General features: G+C 59.1%; 22 protein-coding genes. 11 read left to right on the top strand and 11 right to left on the bottom strand.

Features of this window, described 5'->3' with window-relative positions:
• Nucleotides 1-101 precede the first annotated feature (101 nt).
• Nucleotides 102-728, top strand: a complete 627-nt coding sequence (locus KGB29_RS03555) for a response regulator transcription factor (RefSeq protein ID WP_008053528.1) — start codon at nucleotides 102-104, stop codon at nucleotides 726-728.
• An 83-nt stretch (nucleotides 729-811) separates the two neighbouring features.
• Here the strand turns inward: KGB29_RS03555 and KGB29_RS03550 are convergent, their stop codons facing one another.
• The 8 genes from KGB29_RS03550 to metG all read right to left on the bottom strand — a co-directional run bounded on the left by KGB29_RS03550 (nucleotide 812) and on the right by metG (nucleotide 7804).
• Complete coding sequence (locus KGB29_RS03550; RefSeq protein ID WP_007972325.1) at nucleotides 812-991, bottom strand: PA3496 family putative envelope integrity protein; 180 nt, start codon at nucleotides 989-991, stop codon at nucleotides 812-814.
• 106 nt (nucleotides 992-1097) lie between these two features.
• Nucleotides 1098-1736, bottom strand: coding sequence for an endonuclease III (nth, locus tag KGB29_RS03545; protein WP_102671233.1), 639 nt, complete (start codon nucleotides 1734-1736; stop codon nucleotides 1098-1100).
• Between the two features lie 25 nt (nucleotides 1737-1761).
• Entirely contained in the window at nucleotides 1762-2346 is a 585-nt protein-coding gene (locus KGB29_RS03540; RefSeq protein WP_150814670.1) for an Rnf-Nqr domain containing protein, read from the bottom strand.
• Nucleotides 2339-2950, bottom strand: coding sequence for an RnfABCDGE type electron transport complex subunit G (locus KGB29_RS03535; RefSeq protein WP_150814669.1), 612 nt, complete (start codon nucleotides 2948-2950; stop codon nucleotides 2339-2341). The genes KGB29_RS03540 and KGB29_RS03535 overlap by 8 nt, the downstream gene beginning before the upstream one ends.
• Complete coding sequence (locus KGB29_RS03530) at nucleotides 2947-3933, bottom strand: RnfABCDGE type electron transport complex subunit D (protein ID WP_150814668.1); 987 nt, start codon at nucleotides 3931-3933, stop codon at nucleotides 2947-2949. The genes KGB29_RS03535 and KGB29_RS03530 overlap by 4 nt, the downstream gene beginning before the upstream one ends.
• Nucleotides 3920-4933: an electron transport complex subunit RsxB gene (gene rsxB, locus KGB29_RS03525; protein ID WP_150814667.1), complete on the bottom strand. Its 1014-nt coding sequence runs from the start codon at nucleotides 4931-4933 to the stop codon at nucleotides 3920-3922. The genes KGB29_RS03530 and rsxB overlap by 14 nt, the downstream gene beginning before the upstream one ends.
• On the bottom strand, nucleotides 4930-5499 hold the full coding sequence (locus tag KGB29_RS03520) for an electron transport complex protein RnfA (protein ID WP_150814666.1): 570 nt from the start codon (nucleotides 5497-5499) through the stop codon (nucleotides 4930-4932). The genes rsxB and KGB29_RS03520 overlap by 4 nt, the downstream gene beginning before the upstream one ends.
• A 253-nt stretch (nucleotides 5500-5752) precedes the next feature.
• Nucleotides 5753-7804, bottom strand: coding sequence for a methionine--tRNA ligase (metG, locus tag KGB29_RS03515; protein ID WP_056726133.1), 2052 nt, complete (start codon nucleotides 7802-7804; stop codon nucleotides 5753-5755).
• Between the two features lie 332 nt (nucleotides 7805-8136).
• On the opposite strand from metG, the gene apbC reads away from it, so the two are divergent.
• Nucleotides 8137-9231: an iron-sulfur cluster carrier protein ApbC gene (gene apbC / locus KGB29_RS03510; protein WP_150813353.1), complete on the top strand. Its 1095-nt coding sequence runs from the start codon at nucleotides 8137-8139 to the stop codon at nucleotides 9229-9231.
• A gap of 133 nt (nucleotides 9232-9364) precedes the next feature.
• Here apbC and KGB29_RS03505 read toward each other — a convergent pair whose 3' ends face one another.
• Nucleotides 9365-10123: an SDR family oxidoreductase gene (locus tag KGB29_RS03505; RefSeq protein WP_150813352.1), complete on the bottom strand. Its 759-nt coding sequence runs from the start codon at nucleotides 10121-10123 to the stop codon at nucleotides 9365-9367.
• Between the two features lie 163 nt (nucleotides 10124-10286).
• Here KGB29_RS03505 and KGB29_RS03500 point away from each other — a divergent pair, with 163 nt between their 5' ends.
• The 4 genes from KGB29_RS03500 to groL all read left to right on the top strand — a co-directional run bounded on the left by KGB29_RS03500 (nucleotide 10287) and on the right by groL (nucleotide 13800).
• Nucleotides 10287-11018 carry a HugZ family protein gene (locus KGB29_RS03500; RefSeq protein ID WP_150813351.1) on the top strand — a complete coding sequence of 244 codons (732 nt, stop codon included), beginning with the start codon at nucleotides 10287-10289 and terminating at the stop codon, nucleotides 11016-11018.
• A gap of 66 nt (nucleotides 11019-11084) precedes the next feature.
• Entirely contained in the window at nucleotides 11085-11561 is a 477-nt protein-coding gene (locus KGB29_RS03495) for an FxsA family protein (RefSeq protein WP_057713449.1), read from the top strand.
• A gap of 248 nt (nucleotides 11562-11809) precedes the next feature.
• Nucleotides 11810-12103, top strand: coding sequence for a co-chaperone GroES (locus tag KGB29_RS03490; RefSeq protein ID WP_007985847.1), 294 nt, complete (start codon nucleotides 11810-11812; stop codon nucleotides 12101-12103).
• Between the two features lie 50 nt (nucleotides 12104-12153).
• Complete coding sequence (groL, locus tag KGB29_RS03485) at nucleotides 12154-13800, top strand: chaperonin GroEL (protein WP_090457529.1); 1647 nt, start codon at nucleotides 12154-12156, stop codon at nucleotides 13798-13800.
• A 230-nt stretch (nucleotides 13801-14030) separates the two neighbouring features.
• Here groL and KGB29_RS03480 read toward each other — a convergent pair whose 3' ends face one another.
• The gene (locus tag KGB29_RS03480) at nucleotides 14031-14774 is read right to left on the bottom strand and encodes a phosphatase PAP2 family protein (RefSeq protein WP_150813350.1); all 744 of its coding nucleotides are present in this window, start codon (nucleotides 14772-14774) and stop codon (nucleotides 14031-14033) included.
• A 218-nt stretch (nucleotides 14775-14992) separates the two neighbouring features.
• Here KGB29_RS03480 and colR point away from each other — a divergent pair, with 218 nt between their 5' ends.
• The 5 genes from colR to KGB29_RS03455 all read left to right on the top strand — a co-directional run bounded on the left by colR (nucleotide 14993) and on the right by KGB29_RS03455 (nucleotide 18711).
• Entirely contained in the window at nucleotides 14993-15676 is a 684-nt protein-coding gene (gene colR / locus KGB29_RS03475; RefSeq protein WP_007985839.1) for a two-component system response regulator ColR, read from the top strand.
• Nucleotides 15666-16940, top strand: a complete 1275-nt coding sequence (locus tag KGB29_RS03470; RefSeq protein WP_057713451.1) for a sensor histidine kinase — start codon at nucleotides 15666-15668, stop codon at nucleotides 16938-16940. Before colR ends, KGB29_RS03470 begins: the two co-directional genes overlap by 11 nt.
• A gap of 154 nt (nucleotides 16941-17094) precedes the next feature.
• Nucleotides 17095-17763: a class I SAM-dependent methyltransferase gene (locus KGB29_RS03465; RefSeq protein WP_057716567.1), complete on the top strand. Its 669-nt coding sequence runs from the start codon at nucleotides 17095-17097 to the stop codon at nucleotides 17761-17763.
• A 4-nt stretch (nucleotides 17764-17767) separates the two neighbouring features.
• A complete protein-coding gene (locus KGB29_RS03460; protein ID WP_057713452.1) occupies nucleotides 17768-18481 on the top strand; it encodes a lipopolysaccharide kinase InaA family protein in 714 nt (237 codons plus the stop codon).
• A gap of 2 nt (nucleotides 18482-18483) precedes the next feature.
• Nucleotides 18484-18711, top strand: a complete 228-nt coding sequence (locus KGB29_RS03455; protein WP_079246712.1) for a hypothetical protein — start codon at nucleotides 18484-18486, stop codon at nucleotides 18709-18711.
• Between the two features lie 183 nt (nucleotides 18712-18894).
• Here KGB29_RS03455 and KGB29_RS03450 read toward each other — a convergent pair whose 3' ends face one another.
• Nucleotides 18895-21921 (bottom strand): multidrug efflux RND transporter permease subunit, encoded by a 3027-nt coding sequence (locus KGB29_RS03450; protein ID WP_150813349.1) that lies wholly within the window; start codon nucleotides 21919-21921, stop codon nucleotides 18895-18897.
• Nucleotide 21922 lies beyond the last annotated feature (1 nt).

Genomic DNA, 21922 nt, shown 5'->3' with positions numbered 1-21922 from the left:
CTCTTGGTGTGGGTGTCCGGGAGGGGCGACATGCCATGGGTGAAACGACTAGGCTATTGTGCGGGCTCTAAAAATTCGAACAGCGAAAATTGGACTTGCCCATGAATAAAGTGCTGATCGTGGATGATCACCCCGTCATTCGTCTTGCGGTACGTATGCTAATGGAGCGTCATGGCTACGAAGTTATTGCAGAAACCGATAATGGTGTGGACGCACTGCAACTAGCCCGTGAACTTATGCCGGACATTGTCATTCTGGATATCGGGATTCCGAAGCTGGACGGGTTGGAAGTCATCGCGCGTTTGTCTTCGACTTCAATGCCGATGAAAGTGCTGATTTTGACTTCCCAGGCGCCGGGACATTTTTCGATGCGTTGCATGCAATCCGGTGCAGCCGGTTATGTCTGCAAACAACAAGACCTCACGGAGTTGCTCAGTGCAATAAAGGCCGTTTTGTCAGGCTACAGTTACTTTCCTAATCAAGCCTTGCATACCGTACGTTGCAGTTTGGGGAATGCCAGTGAGGCCGATATGGTCGATCGATTGTCGGGGCGGGAAATGATGGTCCTGCAGCAGTTGGCCCGAGGAAAGACCAATAAAGAGATTGCCGATGGGATGTTTCTCAGCAATAAAACAGTCAGTACTTACAAGACCCGCCTGTTGCTCAAGTTGAATGCGCGGTCTCTGGTCGATCTGATCGAACTGGCACAACGCAATGGTCTGGTGTGATGGCATAACTGCGCGACATGGGGCGCCTATCGGGGTACGGCACTTAGCAAAAAAAAGCCTCCGTTTCGGGAGGCTTTCAGGTGTCATAAATCAAAATCGTAATCGGCCAATTGCTTTTGCAGTCGGCGCTCCTCCAGCAGGTTGTCGATGGTGCGGCGTTTGCTCAGATTAGTTTTCGCTACTTCAACCACCGGTTCAGCATCATCGGTTTCGGCGGTGGTGAAATCGTCTTCTACGTCTAATTGCTCTTTGCCAGTACTCATTTAGTTGCTCCAGGCTAAGAAGGCCTTTGGCGCCCCTTATATCGACATTCTCCCGGCGGGTAAAAAAGATTTTTTCAATCGACAAATCAATAAACCCAATAGCGCCTCAATCGTCGGAGGTTTTGTGCTTGTATTCGCACAAGTCCTCGATCCGGCAGCTTCCGCATCGGGGCTTGCGGGCCAGGCAAACATAGCGACCATGAAGGATCAGCCAGTGATGGGAGTCGAGCAGGTACTCCCTGGGCACGAATTTCATCAGTTTTTTCTCGACTTCCACCACATTCTTGCCGGGAGCAATGCCAGTCCGGTTGCTGACCCTGAAAATATGCGTGTCGACGGCCATGGTCAGCTGACGGAATGCCGTATTGAGTACCACATTGGCGGTCTTGCGGCCGACGCCGGGCAGTGCTTCCAGCTCTTCGCGGGTTTGTGGGACCTCGCCGGCGTGACGCTCGACCAGCAAACGGCAGGTTTCGATCACGTTTTTCGCTTTGCTGTTGTACAGCCCGATGGTCTTGATGTACTCCGACAGCCCTTCGACACCCAGGGCATGCATCGCTGCCGGGGTATTGGCGACCGGGAAAAGCCTGGCTGTGGCCTTGTTGACGCCGACATCGGTGGACTGCGCCGAGAGAATCACGGCAATCAGTAATTCGAAGGGGGAGGAATAGGCCAGTTCGGTCTTTGGTTCCGGGTTGTCCTCGTGCAGTCGGCGGAAAATTTCCAGACGTTTTGCGGCATTCATGGGCAGTGCGTTTCCTCGAAGGCAATCAATGTGTGGGCGTCGGGCGCCAGGCCTGCCAGGCGGCGATCAGGAGTCCGAGCAGGATGAACCCGCCAGGGACCAGTGTGGTCAGGCGCAGTCCGCCGTCAGCCACCAGCACCCAGCCATGCCAGTCAGTTTGCGTTGCACCGAACAGCCACGATAGATGGTTTCCAAGTGTTCCGTTGCCGATGAGTTCGCGCAGCAGGCCCAGCGCGATCATCAGCGTGGCAAACAGGCTATTGAGTCGCAGACGTTGATGCCAATCGCTCTGAAAGACCCCGGTGTGTTCCAGTACGACGCATTGCAAGGCGATCAAGGCTCCATAAATCCCCAGATGCTGCTGCCATTGCAGCGACCAGGCTTGTGCCATGAGTTCCGCGCAACTGGTGAGGGTGGCTGCCAACAGGATGCTGGCCAGCATACGGGTCGCCGGGACCAGTCGAGATCGCAGGGCACCCATGGCCAGACCGAACAACTGAGTCACCACCATGAACATCAGGCACAGGCCAACTGCAGCCATCAGCGAGTGGGTGACGCCGATCAGTGGCGTCAGCATCAAGGCGTTGCGCAGAGTCGATGAGTTATCCATGGGCAGGGATTCCGAGCAGTTGTTGCCGGTGTTCATCGAAGTAGCGCAAGGCATCGTGGACGGCATTGATCACCGCTCTTGAGGTGATGGTTGCGCCTGCGATCTGATCGAACTGTCCCTGATCCTTTTTCAGCGCCCAGCCGCTGTCACCGGGTTCTGTTCGAGACTTGCCGGAAAAAACCTGGAGCCAGGTATTGGGCCAGTCGGCGATCCGAGCCCCCAGTCCTGGTGTTTCCGACTGTTTGAGGGTTTTGACGCCCAGCAACCTGCCATTGGCGTCGACTGCGATCAACAGGTCGATGGCACCGGCGTAGCCAAGGGTTTGACTGCGCAGCAAGACCGCGACGGGTTGATCGGCCCGGGTCGCCAGATAACCACCCAGCAAGGTGCTGTTGGTCAGTGCGGCTGCTTCAATCGTTATGGGGTGTTCGAGTGGTTGATTGTCGTAGCTGTCCGGCGCGATCAGGTCCAGCAGGTTACGGCTGTCGATCAGGCGCTGTTCGGCTGCAATGCGTGGCGCGCTGCCGAGTTGTACGAAGTACGTCACGCCAAGGCCCAGTGCGGCCAAAAGCACCACAAGCGCAATGCTTGATGTCCGGTTCATGGCGCCTCCGGTTGTTGCCTGGCCGCCACGAACCGCTCCAGCGCCGGCACGCACAGGTTCATCAACAGCACAGCGAAGGCGATGCCGTCCGGGTAGCCACCCCAGGTACGAATCAGATAAGTCAGAAGCCCAACACCAGCGCCGAACAACAGTTTCGCGCCAGGGCTTCTGGCGCCGGACACCGGTTCGGTGATGATGAAGAACGCCCCCAGCATGGTCGCGCCGGTCAGCAGATGAAACAACGGCGAGCCATGGGAGTCGGAGCCCGAGCCGTTCCAGCACAACAGGCTGATGATGAACAGGCTGGCCAGCATGCCGACCGGTGCATGCCAGCTGATCACCCTTCGTTGCAGGAGAAACGCTCCACCCGCCACAAAGGCCAGGTTCACCCATTCCACCCCCCGACCGCCAAAGTGGCCGAATGCCGGGTTGCCGGCAAACAGTTCATCCATGGTCAGGCTTTTGTTGATCCGCAGACTGTCCAGTGCCGTGGCCTGCACCCACGCATCCGGCACATGGCCGATGCCAAACACGTGCTGCAGGCCGCTCAGCAGATCCATGCCATGGGGCAATGGCCAATGGGTCATTGGTTGGGGAAAGGTCACCAGCACCAGCGCCAAACCGAGCATCGCCGGGTTGAAGGGATTCGAACCGACGCCACCATACAAGTGCTTGCCGAACACCATCGCAAAAGAGGCAGCACTGAGGGTCAGCCACCATGGGCAGTAAGGCGGCAGCGCCAGAGCCAGCAATGTGGCACTGACCAGCGCGCTACCGTCACTCAACGTTGCCCCCGGCGGCTGCTTGCGCCATTGCACGACGGCGGCCTCGACGGCCAACGCGGCAGTGGCCGCCAGAAGCAGATTGATCAACACACCCCAGCCGTACAGCCAGAACGCTGCCAGGATTCCCGGCAGCGTGGCCAACAGCACCAGTTTCATCGCCTGTTGCAGGCGATCATCCACCACGTCAAGGGCTGGCATGGGCGTCCACCAGGCGTTCGGCTTCACCGAGTGCGCGTTCCAGGGCTTCGATTTGTTCCGCTGGTGCTTCGTTGGCCTGAGCCTTCTTGAGTTCGGCGCGACGCATGGCCAACTGGATCTTGGCCCGTTTCAGATCGGCATCATTTGACGACGCAGCTGCGACCGTCGGCGCAGGGGAAGGTGGAGCGGCGTTTTCCAGTTGCGCCAGGTTTTGTTCGGCGGCTTCGAACTGTTGTTGCAGTGCGATCAACTGCGATTGCTGTTCGAAGGTCGGCGGATGCCCGAAGGCCTTCAGCGATTTGTGCAACTGCGCCCGACTCATCGCCACCTCGATCTTGGCCTTTTTCAGCGCGGCATCGGCATTGGCGGTTTTCTGTGCGCGGACGCGCTCGAGGGCCGCCTGCACCGGGTCGGCTGTCGTCTCGGCAGGTTGTGCGGCTCGCTGCCTTGCCTGGCGCTCGGCGATTTTCTGTTGCTCCTCACGCTGCAGGCGGGCATTGCGTTGTTCGAAGCGGCGCCGTGCGTGATCGCGCTTGAGGTTGCGGGCCTGCCGCGCCTGCGGTGTGAGGGCCAGGCCCCCGACAACAGGCAGTACAGTGTTCGGCTGCAATGGGCGCATTTCGATGCAGTCCACCGGGCACGGTGCCACGCAGAGGTCGCAACCGGTGCACTCATCAATGATCACCGTGTGCATCAGCTTGGCCGCGCCGACGATGGCATCGATCGGGCAGGCCTGAATGCACTTGGTGCAACCAATGCACTCGGCCTCGCGGATATAGGCGATCTGCGCAGGTGCCGAGCCGCGAGTGATGTCCAACTCCAGCACCGGCACCTTCAGCAGTTCAGCCAGGGCCGCGATGGTTTCGTTGCCTCCGGGCGGGCACTTGTTGATCGGCTCACCGCTGGCGATGCCTTCGGCATACGGCTTGCACCCGGGGTGCCCGCACTTGCCGCATTGGGTTTGCGGCAAGAGTGCGTCGATGCATTGAATCAGACTCATGTTTTGATCAGTCCGCTGAATCCGAGAAAAGCCACTGCGATCAGGCCGGCACCAATCAGGTCGATCGGCAAGCCGCGAAAGGGCAGGGGAACATCGTTGGCGGCCGTGCGTTCACGCAAATCAGTGAACAGGCTCAACACCAGCCAGAAGCCCAACCCTGCACCGAGGCTCAAGGCAGTGGCGTGAAAAAAGCCCTTGTCTTCCTGAGCATTGAGCAGGGCCACGCCGAGTACGCCAGCATTGCCCAACAGCAACGGCCAGAGGCCTTCGAATGGTAGTGTCGAAAACAACCGCGCCAGCAACTTCAGCAACGGGCTGATCAGCAGCACGCTCAATGGCAGAAACACAAACAGACGCAGCGGCGTCAATTGTAGTGGCACCAGCATCCATTGATAGAGCGCGTAGCCGAGCATGCCCACGACCAGCATCAGGCATGTCGTCGCAATGCCGAGGGCATGTACCTGACGACGCTGACCGGCCAACAGTGGATCGACGGCCAATGGCCATTGCAACACGAGGTTGTTGATCAGGGCAGCGCTGATAAGCGTAAGCAGGATTTCGGTCATTGTTCGTGCCGACAAGAACGGTAGTTTTTGTAGGAGCGAGCTTGGTCCGGGCGGTGTTCCGACGATCGACTCAAGGGCGCTGCGTTCAACCTGTGGACACGCATAATCGTTAACGACCATCGCGAGCGAGCTCGCTCCTACAGGAGATGGTCTAAAAAGCTTAGGCATTATCCGGCAAGGCGGGAGGGTGGGCCAGACATGAAAATCCCACAGCCGCGCCAGGCACGACTGTGGGATCGATTTGCCGCAGACCTTACTTGATGCGCTGGCCAGGCTTGGCGCCGCTGTCAGGGCTGAGCAGGTAGATTTCTTCTCCGCCAGGGCCTGCCGCCATCACCATGCCTTCGGAGATACCGAACTTCATTTTCCGTGGCTTGAGGTTGGCGATCATCATGGTCAGGCGCCCATCGAGCTTGGACGGGTCCGGGTAAGCGCTCTTGATCCCGGAGAACACGTTGCGTTGCTCGTCACCGATATCCAGGGTCAGGCGCAACAGCTTGTCGGCACCTTCCACGTGTTCAGCCTTGACGATCAGCGCGACACGCAGGTCGACAGCGGCAAAGGTGTCGAACTCGATTTCCGGCGACAGTGGATCCTTGGCCAGTTCGCCATTGCCGGCAGGTGCGGCTTCGCCGGTGTCGGTCTGGCTGGCGGTCAGGTCTTCTTTCGAAGCGTCGGTCATGGCTTGCACTTTTACCGGGTCGATGCGGGTCATCAGCGGCTTGAACTCGTTCAGCTGGTGATTGCCGAGCAAGGTCGCGTGATCGTTCCAGGTCAGCGGCGCGACGTTGAGGAACGCCTCGGCGTCGGCGGCCAGCAGCGGCAGCACCGGCTTGAGGAAGATCACCAGTTGGCGGAACAGGTTGACGCCTGTGGCGCAGATGGCCTGGACTTCATCCTGTTTGCCTTCCTGTTTGTTCAACGACCACGGCGCCTTGTCGGCGATCCAGGCGTTGGCGCGGTCGGCCAGGCCCATGATCTCGCGCATGGCACGGGCAAAGTCGCGGGCTTCATAGGCGTCGGCGATACCTGGCGCGGCGGCCAGGAAGGCTTCGGTCAGTTCAGGCGCGGCGTTGGTGTCGACCATTACGCCGGCATTGCCCTTGTTGATGAAACCGGCACAACGGCTGGCGATGTTGACGACCTTGCCCACCAGGTCGGAATTGACCTTCTGCACGAAGTCTTCGAGGTTCAGATCGAGGTCATCAACGCCACGGCCCAGCTTGGCCGCGTAGTAATAGCGCAGGTATTCCGGCGACAGGTGGTCCAGGTAGGTCCGGGCCTTGATGAAGGTGCCGCGGGACTTGGACATTTTCTGACCGTTGACAGTCAGGTAGCCGTGCACGTTGATGCCGGTCGGCTTGCGGTAGCCCGCGCCCTCGAGCATGGCTGGCCAGAACAGGGCGTGGAAGTTGACGATGTCCTTGCCGATGAAGTGGTACAGCTCGGCGGTGGAGTCCTTGCCCCAGAACGCGTCGAAGTCCAGCTCCGGCGTGCGGTTGCACAGGTTCTTGAAGCTGGCCATGTAACCGATCGGTGCATCCAGCCACACGTAGAAGTACTTGCCCGGCTCGTCGGGGATTTCAAAACCGAAATACGGTGCATCGCGGGAGATGTCCCACTGTTGCAGGCCGGCATCCAGCCATTCGGCGATCTTGTTGGCGACGGCATCCTGCAGGGTGCCGCTGCGGGTCCAGGTTTGCAGCATTTGCTGGAAGTCTGGCAGCTTGAAGAAGAAGTGCTGGGAATCCTTGAGCACCGGTGTGGCGCCGGAGATCGCCGACTTCGGATCCTTCAGGTCGGTCGGTGCGTAGGTCGCACCGCATTTTTCGCAGTTGTCGCCGTACTGGTCTTCGGTGCCGCATTTCGGGCAGGTGCCCTTGATGAAGCGGTCGGCCAGGAACATTTTCTTTTCCGGGTCGAAGTACTGGGTGATCGAACGCGTGGCGATGTGCCCGGCGTCACGCAGCTTCAGGTAGATCTGGCTCGACAGCTCACGGTTTTCTTCGGCGTGAGTGGAGTGGAAATTGTCGAAGTCCACCAGGAAGTCGGCAAAGTCGGCGCTGTGTTCAGCCTGGACGTTGGCGATCAGTTGTTCCGGGGTGATGCCTTCCTTTTCCGCGCGCAGCATGATCGCCGAACCGTGGGCGTCGTCGGCGCAGACATAGATGCATTGATTGCCGCGGTGCTTCTGGAAGCGCACCCACATATCGGTCTGGATGTATTCCAGCATATGGCCGAGGTGAATCGAACCATTGGCATAGGGCAGGGCGCTGGTGACGAGGATCTTGCGTGGCTCGGACATGGGGCTCGGCTACTTGATGAAACGGAGGTCGGCCACTATAAAGCGCCGGCGCATATTTTTCACCCTGTGAGCCTGTTTCCGGATGCATAGCTGGTGAAAACTGTGGCGAGGGGGCTCGCCCCCGTTCGACTGCGCAGCAGTCGTAATAAGGCTGATGCGATCCAATTGTCGGAACCGGGCTGCCGGGATTGGGGCGGCTTCGCCACCCAACGGGGGCAAGCCCCCTCGCCACATGAATGCCTTCGCAACAAATGGTCTACAGGCATGCCGCCTCGGGCGCAGAACAGGTACGATACCCACTATCTTTTCCAGTCCTGTTTTCGGAGTTGCCCATGAGCGCCGTCAATCGCGCAGCGGTGGAAGCCGTCCTTCGCCAATACACCGACCCTTACCTGAACCTGGACCCGGTCAGCGCCGGGTGCGTGCGCAACATCGAGATCCAGGGCGACCGCGTCAGCGTTCAGCTTGAACTGGGTTACGCCGCCGGTCTGTTCAAGAGTGGCTGGGCGCAGATGCTGGAAATGGCCATTCAGGGGCTGGATGGCGTGGCAAGTGCCAAGGTCGAAATCACCAGCGTGATCGCCGCGCACAAGGCTCAGGTGCAGATTCCGGGCTTGGCGAACGTGAAAAACGTGGTGGCCGTGGCGTCCGGCAAGGGCGGCGTGGGCAAATCCACCACGGCGGCCAACCTGGCCCTGGCTCTGGCCCGGGAAGGCGCCAAGGTCGGGATTCTCGATGCGGACATCTACGGCCCGAGCCAGGGCATCATGTTCGGCATACCCGAGCGTACCCGCCCCGAGGTCAAGGATCAGAAGTGGTTCGTTCCGCTCAAGTCCCATGGCGTCGAAGTGATGTCCATGGCTTTCCTCACCGACGACAACACGCCGATGGTCTGGCGCGGGCCGATGGTTTCGGGCGCCCTGTTGCAACTGGTCACCCAGACCGCGTGGGGTGACCTCGATTACCTGGTCATCGACATGCCGCCAGGCACCGGTGACATCCAGTTGACCCTGGCGCAGAAAGTGCCGGTGGCCGGTGCGGTGATCGTGACCACCCCACAGGACCTGGCATTGCTGGACGCACGCAAGGGCGTGGAAATGTTCCGCAAGGTCAACATCCCGGTGCTGGGCGTGGTGGAGAACATGGCCGTGCACATCTGCTCCAACTGCGGGCATGCCGAGCATCTGTTTGGCGAAGGCGGTGGTGTGAAACTGGCCAACCAGTATGGCGTTGAACTGCTGGCTTCGCTGCCGCTGTCGATGGTCATCCGCGAGCAGGCCGATGGCGGCAAGCCAACAGTGATCGCCGAGCCTGATAGCCAGATTGCGATGGTTTACCAGGAACTGGCCCGCCATGTCGGCGCGCGGATCGTGTTGCAGGAAGCGTTGACGCCGGCGATGCCGAACATCAGCGTCAGCGACGACTAATGTTCGCCAAATAAACGCTGACCAAATGTGGGAGCGGGCTTGCTCGCGAAAGCGGTGTGTCATTCAACCAACAAGTTGACTGATCTATCGCCTTCGCGAGCAAGCCCGCTCCCACAGTTGTTTGGGGTTGGGCTTAGATCCGCAACCCGCCATCCATCTCCAGAATCCGACCGGTGTAATAGTCGTTCTCGAAGATGTAAGCCGCCGAATGGGCGATTTCCTCAGGCTTGCCCATGCGCTTGAGCGGGATCCCCGCAGTCATCTTCTCCAGCGCTTCAGGCTTCATGCCCAGGGTCATTTCGGTTTCGATGAAGCCCGGTGCAATGCCGGCGACGCGAATGCCGTAGCGTGCCAGCTCCTTGGCCCAGGTCACGGTCGCCGCAGCAACACCGGCCTTGGCGGCGGAGTAGTTGGTCTGACCGACGTTGCCGGCGCGGGAAATCGACGAGATATTGATGATCGCGCCAGTGTTGTTCAGCTCGACCATTTTCGCCGCGACTTCACGGGTGCACAGGAACACGCCGGTCAGGTTGACGTCGATGACGGCCTGCCACTGGGCCAGGCTCATCTTGGTCATTTCGCCATCCTTGACCTTGAGCAACAGGCCGTCGCGCAGGATCCCGGCGTTGTTGATCAAGCCATGGATCGCGCCAAAGTCTTCAGCGACCTGGGCAACCATGCGGGTCACTTGCTCTTCGTTGGCCACGTTGCACAGGTAGGCGCGGGCCTCGACACCTTGGGCCTTGCAGGCCGCGACGGCGTCGTCGAGTTTTTCCTGGTTCAGGTCCACCAGCGCGAGTTTCGCGCCCAGGCCTGCGAAATACTCGGCCATGGAGCGGCCTAAACCCTGGCAACCGCCAGTGATAATGATTACTTTGTCAGTGAGTTGCATTCGCATGCCCCGGTAGCAGGTCTGAGTGGTTTCCTTTAGAGAGCCTCTCGATCTGCGCCTGACCTGGCCTGGCTGCACATGAGAACTGCCCCCGATGGCGTGCTGGGACTTTCGCCAGCAGCTCGTCCGTTTTTCTGACGGATTCTATTTAAGGAGTCATAAATTGAGCGTTGAAGCGGCTAAGCATGCACGAGAATTGCTTCTCAAGGAATACCGTGGGGTGCTCTCGACGCACTCCAAATCAATGCCCGGTTTTCCGTTCGGTTCCGTGGTTCCGTACTGCCTGGACGAGCAGGGCCGGCCGCTGATCCTGATCAGCCGCATCGCCCAGCACACTCATAATCTGCAAAAAGATCCGAAATGCTCGCTGTTTGTCGGCGAACGTGGTGCCGAAGATGTCCAGGCCGTTGGTCGACTGACTTACCTGGCTGAGGCGCAACAGCTCGAAGACGAAGCCGCCATCGACGCTGCCTCCGAGCGTTACTACCGCTACTTCCCGGAGTCGAAGGGTTATCACAAGGCCCACGATTTCGATTTCTGGGTGCTTGAGCCTGTACGCCACCGTTACATCGGCGGTTTTGGCGCGATTCATTGGGTCAACGACCTGACCCTGGCCAACCCGTTCGCCGGCAAGGCCGAAGTGAGCATGGTCGAGCACATGAACGCCGATCACGCCAAGGCCATCGCCCATTACGTCGATCTGGCCGGGCTGCCGAAAAACGTGCCGGCGCAAATGGTCGGCATCGATTGTGAAGGCATGCACCTGCGCATCGGTCAAAGTCTGTACTGGTTACCGTTCCAAGCGCCTTGTAATACGCCGACACAAGTTCGCGAAGCCTTGGTTTCTCTGGCCCACGCCGATCATTGGCCGAAAAATGAAGTGGCCGACGCTTGAATTCACGAAACGGCGACGTCATCTAAGGTGAACTGGCAAGGCATTCTTGCGTTGAGGAACCATTTGATGCGCCCTTTTTTGTTGCTCTTTCTGCTGTTCCCGGTGTTGGAGCTGTTCGTATTCGTCAAGGTGGCAGGGTCCATCGGGTTTTTCCCGGCCCTGCTGCTGATCATTCTCGGCTCGATGTTCGGCGTGTTTGTGCTGCGCATCGCCGGCCTGGCCACGGCCCTGCGTGCCCGTGAAAGCCTGAGCCGCGGCGAACTGCCGGCCCAGACCATGCTCGAAGGCCTGATGCTGGCATTGGCCGGTGGCCTGCTGATTCTTCCGGGCTTCATCAGCGATGTGATCGGCCTGTTCATGCTGCTGCCGTTCAGTCGTCGCCTGCTGGCGGGTAAAATGCGCCAGCGCGCCGAAGAGCAGGCGATGCGTCAGCGAGCGTTCGCCGACGACCTCCAGGCCCGTGGCGGCCCGGCGCCTCGCGAGCCGCTGGGCCGCGAGCCCAACGTGATCGAAGGCGAGTTCGAACACCGCGATACCAAGTAATACACACATCGACACGGCACCTTCGGGTGCCGTGTTCGTTTGCGGGGCATCGACCTGAAAAATTTTTCATCGCCGCCCTTGTAATAAGCTTATGCGCCCTTATGTAACGGTCACCGCAAGGTTTCTGGCGAACAAGCCAGACAGACTTCCGCGGTTCGCTTGACGAACCGCAACCGGCACCGCCGGCCTTTGTTAAACCCGCCGGGACTACACCGGCCGATGAAAACCACAATTAGGAGAGATCGACAATGAAGCTTCGTCCTCTGCATGACCGCGTCGTCATCCGTCGCAGCGAAGAAGAAAAGAAAACCGCTGGCGGTATCGTCCTGCCAGGTTCGGCTGCTGAAAAAGCCAACAGCGGCGAAATCCTCGCTGTAGGCACCGGCCGCGTACTGGAAAACGGTGAAGTGCGTGCACTGTCCGTGAAAGTGGGCGACAAGGTTGTGTTCGGTCCTTACTCCGGCAGCAACACTGTGAAAGTCGACGGCGAAGACCTGCTGGTAATGAGCGAGAACGAAATTCTCGCCGTTATCGAAGGCTGATACCCCCGTTCATTTTCCCGCTACTACAAAGTATTTAAGGAATATCGATCATGGCTGCTAAAGAAGTTCTGTTTGGCGATTCCGCCCGTAAAAAAATGCTCAAGGGCGTCAACGTCCTGGCTGACGCAGTAAAAGCGACCCTGGGCCCGAAAGGCCGTAACGTGATCATCGAGAAGAGCTTCGGCGCTCCGACCATCACCAAGGACGGCGTTTCCGTCGCCAAAGAAATCGAACTCGAAGACCGTTTCGAAAACATGGGTGCGCAGCTGGTCAAAGACGTTGCCTCCCGTGCCAACGATGACGCTGGTGACGGTACTACCACCGCTACCGTTCTGGCTCAGTCGATCGTCAACGAAGGCCTGAAAGCCGTCGCTGCCGGCATGAACCCGATGGACCTCAAGCGCGGCATCGACAAGGCGACCATCGCCATCGTCAAAGAGCTGAAAAACCTGTCCAAGCCATGCGCTGACACCAAGGCTATCGCTCAGGTCGGCACCATCTCGGCCAACTCCGACAACTCCATCGGCGACATCATTGCCGAAGCCATGGAAAAAGTCGGTAAAGAAGGTGTGATCACCGTTGAAGAAGGCTCGGGCCTGGAAAACGAACTGTCGGTTGTTGAAGGCATGCAGTTCGACCGTGGTTACCTTTCCCCGTACTTCGTCAACAAGCCAGAGACCATGGTCGCTGAGCTGGACGGCCCGCTGATCCTGCTGGTCGACAAGAAGATCTCGAACATCCGCGAAATGCTGCCAGTGCTGGAAGCCGTTGCCAAAGCCGGCCGTCCACTGCTGATCGTGGCCGAAGACGTTGAAGGCGAAGCCCTGGCGACTCTGGTTGTGAACAACATGCGTGGCATCGTTAAAGTCGCAGCCGTCAAGGCTCCAGGCTTCGGCGATCGTCGCAAGGCCATGCTGCAGGACATCGCCGTTCTGACCGGCGGTACCGTTATCTCCGAAGAGATCGGTCTGAGCCTGGAAAGCGCAACCCTGGAAAACCTGGGCAGCGCCAAGCGCGTGACCCTGTCCAAGGAAAACACCATCATCGTTGACGGTGCTGGCGTACACGGCGACATCGAAGCACGCATCACTCAGATCCGTGCTCAGGTTGCCGAAACTTCCTCGGACTACGACCGTGAAAAACTGCAAGAGCGTCTGGCCAAGCTGTCCGGCGGCGTTGCAGTGATCAAGGTTGGCGCTGGTTCCGAAGTTGAAATGAAAGAGAAGAAAGCCCGCGTTGAAGACGCCCTGCACGCTACTCGTGCAGCCGTTGAAGAAGGCGTGGTACCTGGCGGTGGCGTTGCGCTGATCCGTGCTCTGCAAACCCTGAACGATCTGAAAGGCGACAACGCTGATCAGGACGTAGGTATCGCTGTTCTGCGCCGTGCCGTTGAAGCACCGCTGCGTCAGATCGCTGCCAACAGCGGTGACGAGCCAAGCGTTGTGGTCAACGAAGTCAAGAACGGCAAAGGTAACTTCGGTTACAACGCTGCGACTGGCGAATACGGCGACATGATCGAAATGGGCATCCTGGACCCAACCAAGGTCACCCGTTCCGCGCTGCAAGCTGCATCGTCGATCGGCGGTCTGATCCTGACCACCGAAGCCGCTGTTGCTGATGCACCGAAGAAAGAAGGTGCAGCTGGCGGCGGTATGCCAGACATGGGCGGTATGGGCGGCATGGGCGGCATGATGTAAGCCAGCCTTACCCCTGTACGAAAAAACCCCGTCTGCGAAAGCAGGCGGGGTTTTTTATTGCCCGGACTTCAATGTTCACATCGATCCATTGTGGGAGCGCGCTTGCTCGCGAAGGCAGTGTGTCAGTCGATATAGATGCTGAATGACATTCCGCTTTCGCGAGCAAGCCCGCTCCCACAAGGAACTGCATAAATCCTGTGGGCGCGTGGCTTGCCCGCGAAGGCGTCAGGTCAGGCGCTGACAGGTTCTGCACTTGCCACGCGATCCGCCCTCAAGGCCGGTCGATACAGAACGTAGTAATACGACCCCAAACAAATCAGCCAGCAGAACACCGCCGTCCACACGTTGTGCGAGAAGAAGTGTGCGCCCTGCATCATCCGCCCGATGGAGAACACCGAGCCGAGGGCAAAGGCGAAGACCAACGCTGCGCGAGCCATGCGCGGGCGACGGTCGCGCAGTACGAAAAACAGGGCAAACAGGGTGAAACCGGTGGCCGCATGGCCGCCGGGCCAGCAACGCCCTGGTTTATCGGTGTGCGGGCGAGGACTCAACAGTTCGCTGTAGGTCTCGTGACCGCCGAATTGTTCGAGGCTCCATGGGCATTGCACCGCGGTCACTGCTTTGATGGGCGTGACAAAGGAAGTCGCCAGGCCCAGGGACAGCACCAGGCAACCCAGTTCCCGCTTGAGCGGTTTGAGCCTGGCCATGAAGAACGAAGCGATGAAGGCGAGAATGGCAAACACCGAGAAGGCGATGACCACTTGCTTGGCGCGATCGTGCAGGATGTCCTCGAGGAAGTAACTGTGGCGTCCGATGAATTCCCCGGTGACCGGGTCGTAAAACAGCTTGGCCAGGTCCATGTCCAGACTGGTCAATTCGAGCAATACCAGAATGATCGCAGCTACGGCGGGGACTCCAAGGCACACCCAGAAATTGAGCGGACGAGGGGAAGGGCGGGCAAGGGTCGAAACCATGCTAGTTCCTTGATCAGTGAAATGTTCTCAAATGCGCAGCCGCGCAGAGTTTGAACCCGATTCTGTCGCCAGCATGTGAATCGCCGGTGAAAAACTCGTTAAGGCTGTAATCGGTCAATTTCCGCGCTTTTGCGCTTCACTCAGTCCTAGCCCTGAGCGGAACTTCGCCTTAAGCTGCGCGGGCCACGACGGCCGTTACTGTGGACGGAGAGATACCCATGCGAATTCTATTGGTTGAAGACAACCGCGATATCCTGGCCAACCTGGCCGATTACCTGGGGCTCAAAGGCTATACCGTCGATTGCGCTCAGGATGGTCTGTCGGGCCTGCACCTGGCGGCCACCGAGCACTACGATTTGATCGTGCTCGATATCATGTTGCCCGGCATCGATGGCTACACCCTGTGCAAGCGCCTGCGCGAGGATGCTCGCCGCGAAACGCCGGTGATCATGCTCACGGCCCGCGATCAACTGGATGACCGTCTGCAGGGCTTCAAGTCCGGCGCCGATGACTATCTGATTAAACCGTTCGCCCTGTCTGAGCTGGCGGCGCGTATCGAAGCGGTCATGCGCAGAACCCAGGGCGGCGGGCGGCGGACCTTGCAGGTCGGCGACCTGAGCTACGACCTCGACACCCTGGAAGTCACTCGCGAAGGCCGGTTGCTGAAACTCAACCCGGTCGGCCTGAAGTTGCTGGCCGTGTTGATGCAGAAAAGCCCTCATGTGTTGCGCCGTGAAATTCTTGAAGAAGCGCTCTGGGGCGACGACTGCCCGGACAGCGACAGCCTGCGCAGTCATGTCCACCAACTGCGCCAGGTGATCGACAAACCGTTTGCCAAACCATTACTGCAAACCGTGCACGGTGTGGGGTATCGCCTGGCCGAGGGCCGTGATGGAGTTTAAGCAGAGCCTTGCTCAACGCATCATCATTGCCTTTGCGCTGATGAGCGCACTGGTGGCGGGTGCCTTTGCCATGGGCATCGTGGCGACCGTGCACCTGGTGGAGGAAAAACTGATTTCGGCCGGTCTGGGCGGCGATTTGCAGCGCCTGTTGCTGATGGACAATGTCACGGACTGGAGCCACCGCCCCGAACCGGACCAATTGTTCTACTTCAGCAACGGGCCAGGCGATTTCAATTTGCCCAAGGATTTGCGGCATCTGGAGCCGGGTTTCCACGAAGTGTTCCGCGAAAACCTGTCGTACCACGCCATGGTCGAAATCGTCGACGGCCGACGTTACGTACTGTTGCAGGACCAGAGCGATTTTGAAGAGCGCGAGCGGGTGCTGTTTGCCGTGGTGCTGGTGGGTTTCGTACTGAGCCTGGCACTGGCTGTATTTCTCGGCTGGGTGCTGGCACGCAAGGTCATGGCGCCGGTGGTACGGCTGGCCCGCCAGGTACGCCATCGCGATCAACTGCTGGGTTTGGCTCCTCCCTTGGCTCCGGATTATGCCGCCGACGAAGTGGGCGAACTGGCCGTGGCCTTCGACGCCACCCTCGGGCGCTTGCGTCAGGCCCTGACCCGCGAGCGTTTGTTCACCAGCGACGTCAGCCACGAATTGCGTACGCCCCTGATGATCCTGGCCAGTTCCTGCGAGTTGTTGCTGGAAAACCCAGGTCTCGATCAGCGCGGTCGCGCCCAGGTCGAGCGCATTGCCCGGGCATGTGAAGAAATGCGTGAGCTGGTGCAAACCTTCCTGATGCTGGCCCGCGCCAAGCGCGAAGATAACAGCATGTCGCCGCAGCAGCCCCTGGGCCAGGTAGCCGAGGGCCTGGTCGGTCTGTGGCGCGGGCCCATTGAAAGCAAAGGGTTGAAACTGATCTTCGAACCGGGCAACCCTGAGGCCAAGGGCTACAATGCGACGCTCCTGCACGCGGTGATGGGTAACTTGCTGCGCAACGCCTTGCACTACACAGAACGGGGCTTCATCCGCCTGAGCCTGACGGGCACGGGATTTCTGGTCGAAGACAGCGGTGTGGGCATTCCCGAAGAAAAACGCGAGGCGATGTTCGAACCCTTCGTTCGGGGCACTGAAAAACGCGGGGAAGGCTTGGGCCTGGGGCTTTCACTGGTGCAGCGGATTTGTGAAAACCAGGGCTGGAGCGTCAGCCTGACTACGATGGAGCCCAGTGGCTGCCGTTTTCAGGTGGAGCTGTCCCGAACTTGATCTGTTAAGTCAGGCGTCCAGCAAACCCTGTCAACTCCGTAAAACCCTGTAATATTTCAGGTTTTCCCATAACGATATTTTCACAAATGGATGACCAGACGCCGACACTACAAAATCTAAGGTAGCTGCTATCAGAAGTTCAGGAGACCTGATGATGGACGGCCCGATCAAGCTCGATTTTTCCGAAAAGTACGACGATCAACACGCGCAACGCTATTTGCGCAAACACCAGGAAGGTCTCGGCCGTCGATTGTCCCACTGGCGTGACGAACAACTGGCGCGCAAGGCACTGGCCCTGGTTGGCGAGCCGGGTCTGGTCCTCGATTTGCCTTGTGGTGCCGGGCGTTTCTGGCCCTTGTTGGCGGAAAAATCCAACCGAGTGATCATCGGTGCCGATAACTCGCCGTCCATGCTGAAGGTCGCAACCCAGGCGCAACCTGCCGATGTGGTGAAGCGGGTACAACCCTTGCACACATCTGTATTCGACATCGCCTTGCCGGACAACGCCGTCGACAGCATTTTTTGCATGCGTTTGCTCCACCACATCGGTGAAGCCAAGCATCGCATGGCTATTTTGCGTGAGTTCGAGCGGGTTTCCCGCGACAGCGTGATCCTTTCGCTGTGGGTCGATGGCAACTTCAAGGCCTGGAAACGCAAGCGTTCGGAGAAAACCCGTGGGCAGGAAGGTTACCAAAACCGGTTTGTGTTACCGGCCGCTACCGTAGAGAAGGAATTTGAGCAGGCGGGTTTCCGAATCCAGGAACAACTGGACTTTTTGCCGCTCTATGCCATGTGGCGAGTTTACGTATTACGCAAGAGGTAACAGGATGGCAGTGCAGTGTGCAGCAGAAACGGAAGTCGTTCCCCAGGACCGCTTCGATTACTTTTGGAATCAGCGCGGTGAATGGGTAGAAGAACCCAACGTCCGTCGCGGCGGGGAAAGCGGCGTTCAACGCCTGATGGGCAGTGATGGTCAACTGCTCTACGTCAAGCGCCAGACCGGGCATATTCATCGTAGCTTGCAGCACCCTTTCGGGCGGCCGACGGTCATGCGCGAGCATGCTGCGCTCACCGGTGTGACCGCACTTGGCGTACGGGTTCCGGAAATCGTTTTTTGTGGTGCGCAGCGCGATCCAGTGCACAAGTGGCGTGCCTTGCTGGTCACCAAGTCGCTGGACGGCTTCGAGGAAATCGATCGCTGGTACGCCGGTGGCGGTCGCGAGCGTCATGGTGAAGCCATAAACGAACGAGTGCTCAAGGACCTGGCTGAAAACCTGGCTCGCATGCACAAGGGCCGCTGGCAGCACGGATGTATTTACGACAAGCACGTATTCGTTCGCGTGACCGGTGAGGGCGAGACGGCCAAGGTCGAAGTGGCCCTGATCGATCTGGAGAAATGCCGACAGCGTTTGACGGCCCATCGCGCAGCTGTCCATGACATGAAGCAATTGCGTCGCCACTCGTCGTTCAGCGACGCAGACTGGGAAAAACTCATCTACTTTTATGAGACGGCGTTTGGCAGCGCTATCAAGGGTTTATAGCGATGAAACTCGAAATTGCACGAGGTTTGTTTCTGGTAGGAGCCTTGGCAGTTGCATCGATCGCGATGGCAACCTGGGAGCAACCACGCCCCCAGGTTCTCAGCTCGATAAACGCAGAAGAACATTGTCCGTTGCCACGGATTGCCAAGGCATCCGTGGCCACTCGACCCGATCATGACTTGTTGCTGTTCATGTTCGGACTTTCTCAGGGATTGAGGCCGCAGAGTTGAACCGATTGAAGCCAAAATGAAAGGCCTCGCTGATGCGAGGCCTTTTTTATTGCCCTGACTTCGGGCTTCAACACTGACCTGTGTGGGAGCGGGCTTGCTCGCGAAGGCGATCTGTCAGTCGACATTGAGGTTGACTGGAATGACGCCTTCGCGAGCAAGCCCTCTCCCACAGGTTTTTCTGCATCAGGGTTTATCCGGCTTGGCCAGCAAGGTGTAGACGCAGGGCAATACAAACAAGGTGAACAGTGTGCCGATCGACATGCCGGTCGCGATGACCGTGCCGATGTCGAACCGGCTGACCGCGCCAGCACCGCTGGCGATGATCAATGGCACCATGCCGAACACCATTGCCGCCGTGGTCATCAAGACCGGACGCAGCCGGATGGCCGCCGCTTCCTCCACCGCTTCCCGTGCGCTCAGGCCCTTGTCCTTGCGTAACTGGTTGGCAAACTCGACGATCAGAATGCCGTGTTTACTGATCAGCCCGATCAAGGTCACCAGCCCGACCTGGGTATAGATGTTCATGCTCGACCAGCCCAGGAACAGCGGAATCAATGCACCGCAGATAGACAAGGGCACGGTGACCAGGATCACCAGCGGGTCGCGGAAGCTTTCGAACTGGGCCGCCAGCACCAGGAAAATGATCGCCAGCGCCAGGGCAAAGGTGACCCACAGGGCACTGCCTTCCTGAACGTACTGCCTCGATGCGCCGGCGTAGTCGAAGGCAAAACCGGCGGGTGCCTCCTCCCGGGCGATCTGGCGCACGAGGTCGATGGCTTCCCCCATGCTCACCAGCGGCACGCCGGACAGGATGGCCGAGTTGAGTTGCTGGAACTGGTTCAGCTGTCTCGGTCGGGCACGGTCGGTGACGGTGATCAGGGTCGACAACGCCAACAGTTCACCCTTGGTGTTCTTCACGTAGTAATTGTTCAGCCAGTCCGGATTGTCACGGAACGGCCGCTCGACCTGGGCAATGACCTTGTAGCTGCGACCTTCAATGGTGAATCGGTTGATCTCGCCTTCACCCAGCAGGGTCGCCAGGGTCCCCCCCAGGTCCTGCATGGAAACCCCCATCTGCGCAGCCTTGGCACGGTCGATATCCACCACCACTTCCGGCTTGTCGAAGGCCAGGTCAACGTGGACAAACGCAAACTTGCCGGATTCCTTCGCACGTATTTTTATCCGGTCGACCACTTGCAGCAGCAGTTCGTAATCATTGGCGGAGTTGATGACGAACTGGAATGGCACGCCTTCGCCGGTGCCCGGCAGTGATGGCAGGTTGAATCCGAAAATCTGCAACCCCGGGATCTTTCCCAGTTTGGCCTGCACTTCGGGCAGGATCGCCATTTGCGTGCGACTGCGCTCGTCCCATGGCTTGAGCAGGAAACCGCCGATGCCCGATTGCACGCCGTTGAAACCGTTGATCTGGAATGACGAGTAGTACTCGGGAAATGCCTTGAAGATCGAGACGAACTCGTCGGTGTAGGTGTTCAGGTAGTCGAGGTTGGTCGGCTGCGGGGCGTTGGCTATCATGAAAATGATACCCTGGTCCTCATCCGGTGCCAGTTCCGACTTGGTGAAATTGAGAAGGACCGGAATCAGGCACAACACGATCACGGCGAACACCAGCACCACCGGCCGGGTGTTGAGGGTGCCGTGGAGCAGGCTCTGGTAGCGGCGCTTGAGGCGTTCGAAAGTCATGTCCAGGCGATGGGCCAGGCCGCTGGGGTTCTCGTCGTGACGCAGCAGAAACGCACACATCATCGGCGACAGGGTCAGGGCGACGATACCGGAAATCACCACCGCGCCAGCCAGGGTCAGGGCGAACTCCTTGAACAGCGCCCCGGTCAGGCCGGTCAGGAAACCGATCGGTGCATACACCGCCGCCAGGGTGATGGTCATCGAAACCACCGGCATGGCGATTTCCCGGGCGCCTTCAATGCTGGCCTCGAGCGGTGTCTTGCCTTCCTCTATGTGACGGTGAATGTTTTCCACCACCACGATGGCATCGTCCACCACCAGGCCGATGGCCAATACCATTGCCAGCAGGGTGAGCAGGTTGATCGAGTACCCCATCATCTGCATGAAGAACATGACGCCGATCATCGACAACGGGATGGTCACCACCGGGATCACCACCGAGCGCAGGGCACCGAGGAACAGGAACACCACCACGATCACGATCAGCACCGCTTCGAACAGGGTCTTCACCACTTCGTCGATCGAGGCCTGGATGAACAGGGTGGCATCGTAGGCGATTTCACCTTTCAGGTTCGGAGGTAGCTGGGCCTCCAGGTCCGGCATGATCTTGCGCACTTCCTTGATCACTTCCAGCGGGTTGGCGCCGGGCGTCGCCTTGATGCCGATGTACACCGAAGGGGTGCCACCGAACGAGCTGATGGAGTCGTAGTTCTCCGCGCCCATTTCCACGCGTGCCACATCCCGCAGCAGCACACGGCTGTCGCCATCGACCTTGAGCGGAATCGTCCCGAAGGCTTCGGCGGACTTGAGTTCGGTATTGGCGTTGATGCTGGTGACCACGTATTCGCCCTTCACCTCGCCGGCGGCAGAGAGGAAGTTGTACTGACGCACCGCGTTGGTCACATCGCTGGCACTGAGGCCGAATCCCGCCAGCTTCATCGGGTCCAGCCACAGGCGCATGGCAAATACCTGGTTACCGAGGATCTCGGCTTCGGCCATGCCGGGCAAGGTCGCCAGCTTGGGCTGGATCACCCGTGACAGGTAATCGGTAATCTGCGGGTTGCTCAACTCCTTGCTGAAGTAGCTGATGTACATCAGCACTGACGCATCGGCCGACTCTTTGCTCAGTACCGGGTCTTCAGCGTCCTGGGGCAGCTGGTTCTTGACCTCGTTGGCCTTGGCCAGCAGTTCGGTAAACAGACGGTCGCTGTCGGAGCCGACGCGCGCGTAGATCGAGATCACCGAAAAGTTCTGGCGACTGACCGAGGTCATGTAGTCGATGCCCTCGGCGCTGGCCAGGCTTTGCTGCATCGGTTGGGTGATGTAGCCCTGGATGGTTTCGGCGTTGGCCCCGGGGTAGGCGGTGGTTACCGTGATCAGGGCGTTTTCCATTTGCGGGTACTGGCGTAGCGGCAGCTTGCTCCAGGCCTGGAAGCCCAGCAGTACAATCAACAGACTGACCACGGTAGCGAGAACCGGACGGCGGATGAACGGGTCGGTAAAAGCCATG

This window comes from Pseudomonas sp. BF-B-30 (genome assembly GCF_019956305.1).
GTDB lineage: Bacteria > Pseudomonadota > Gammaproteobacteria > Pseudomonadales > Pseudomonadaceae > Aquipseudomonas > Aquipseudomonas jessenii.
This window is presented reverse-complemented; position numbering and strand designations above follow the sequence as displayed.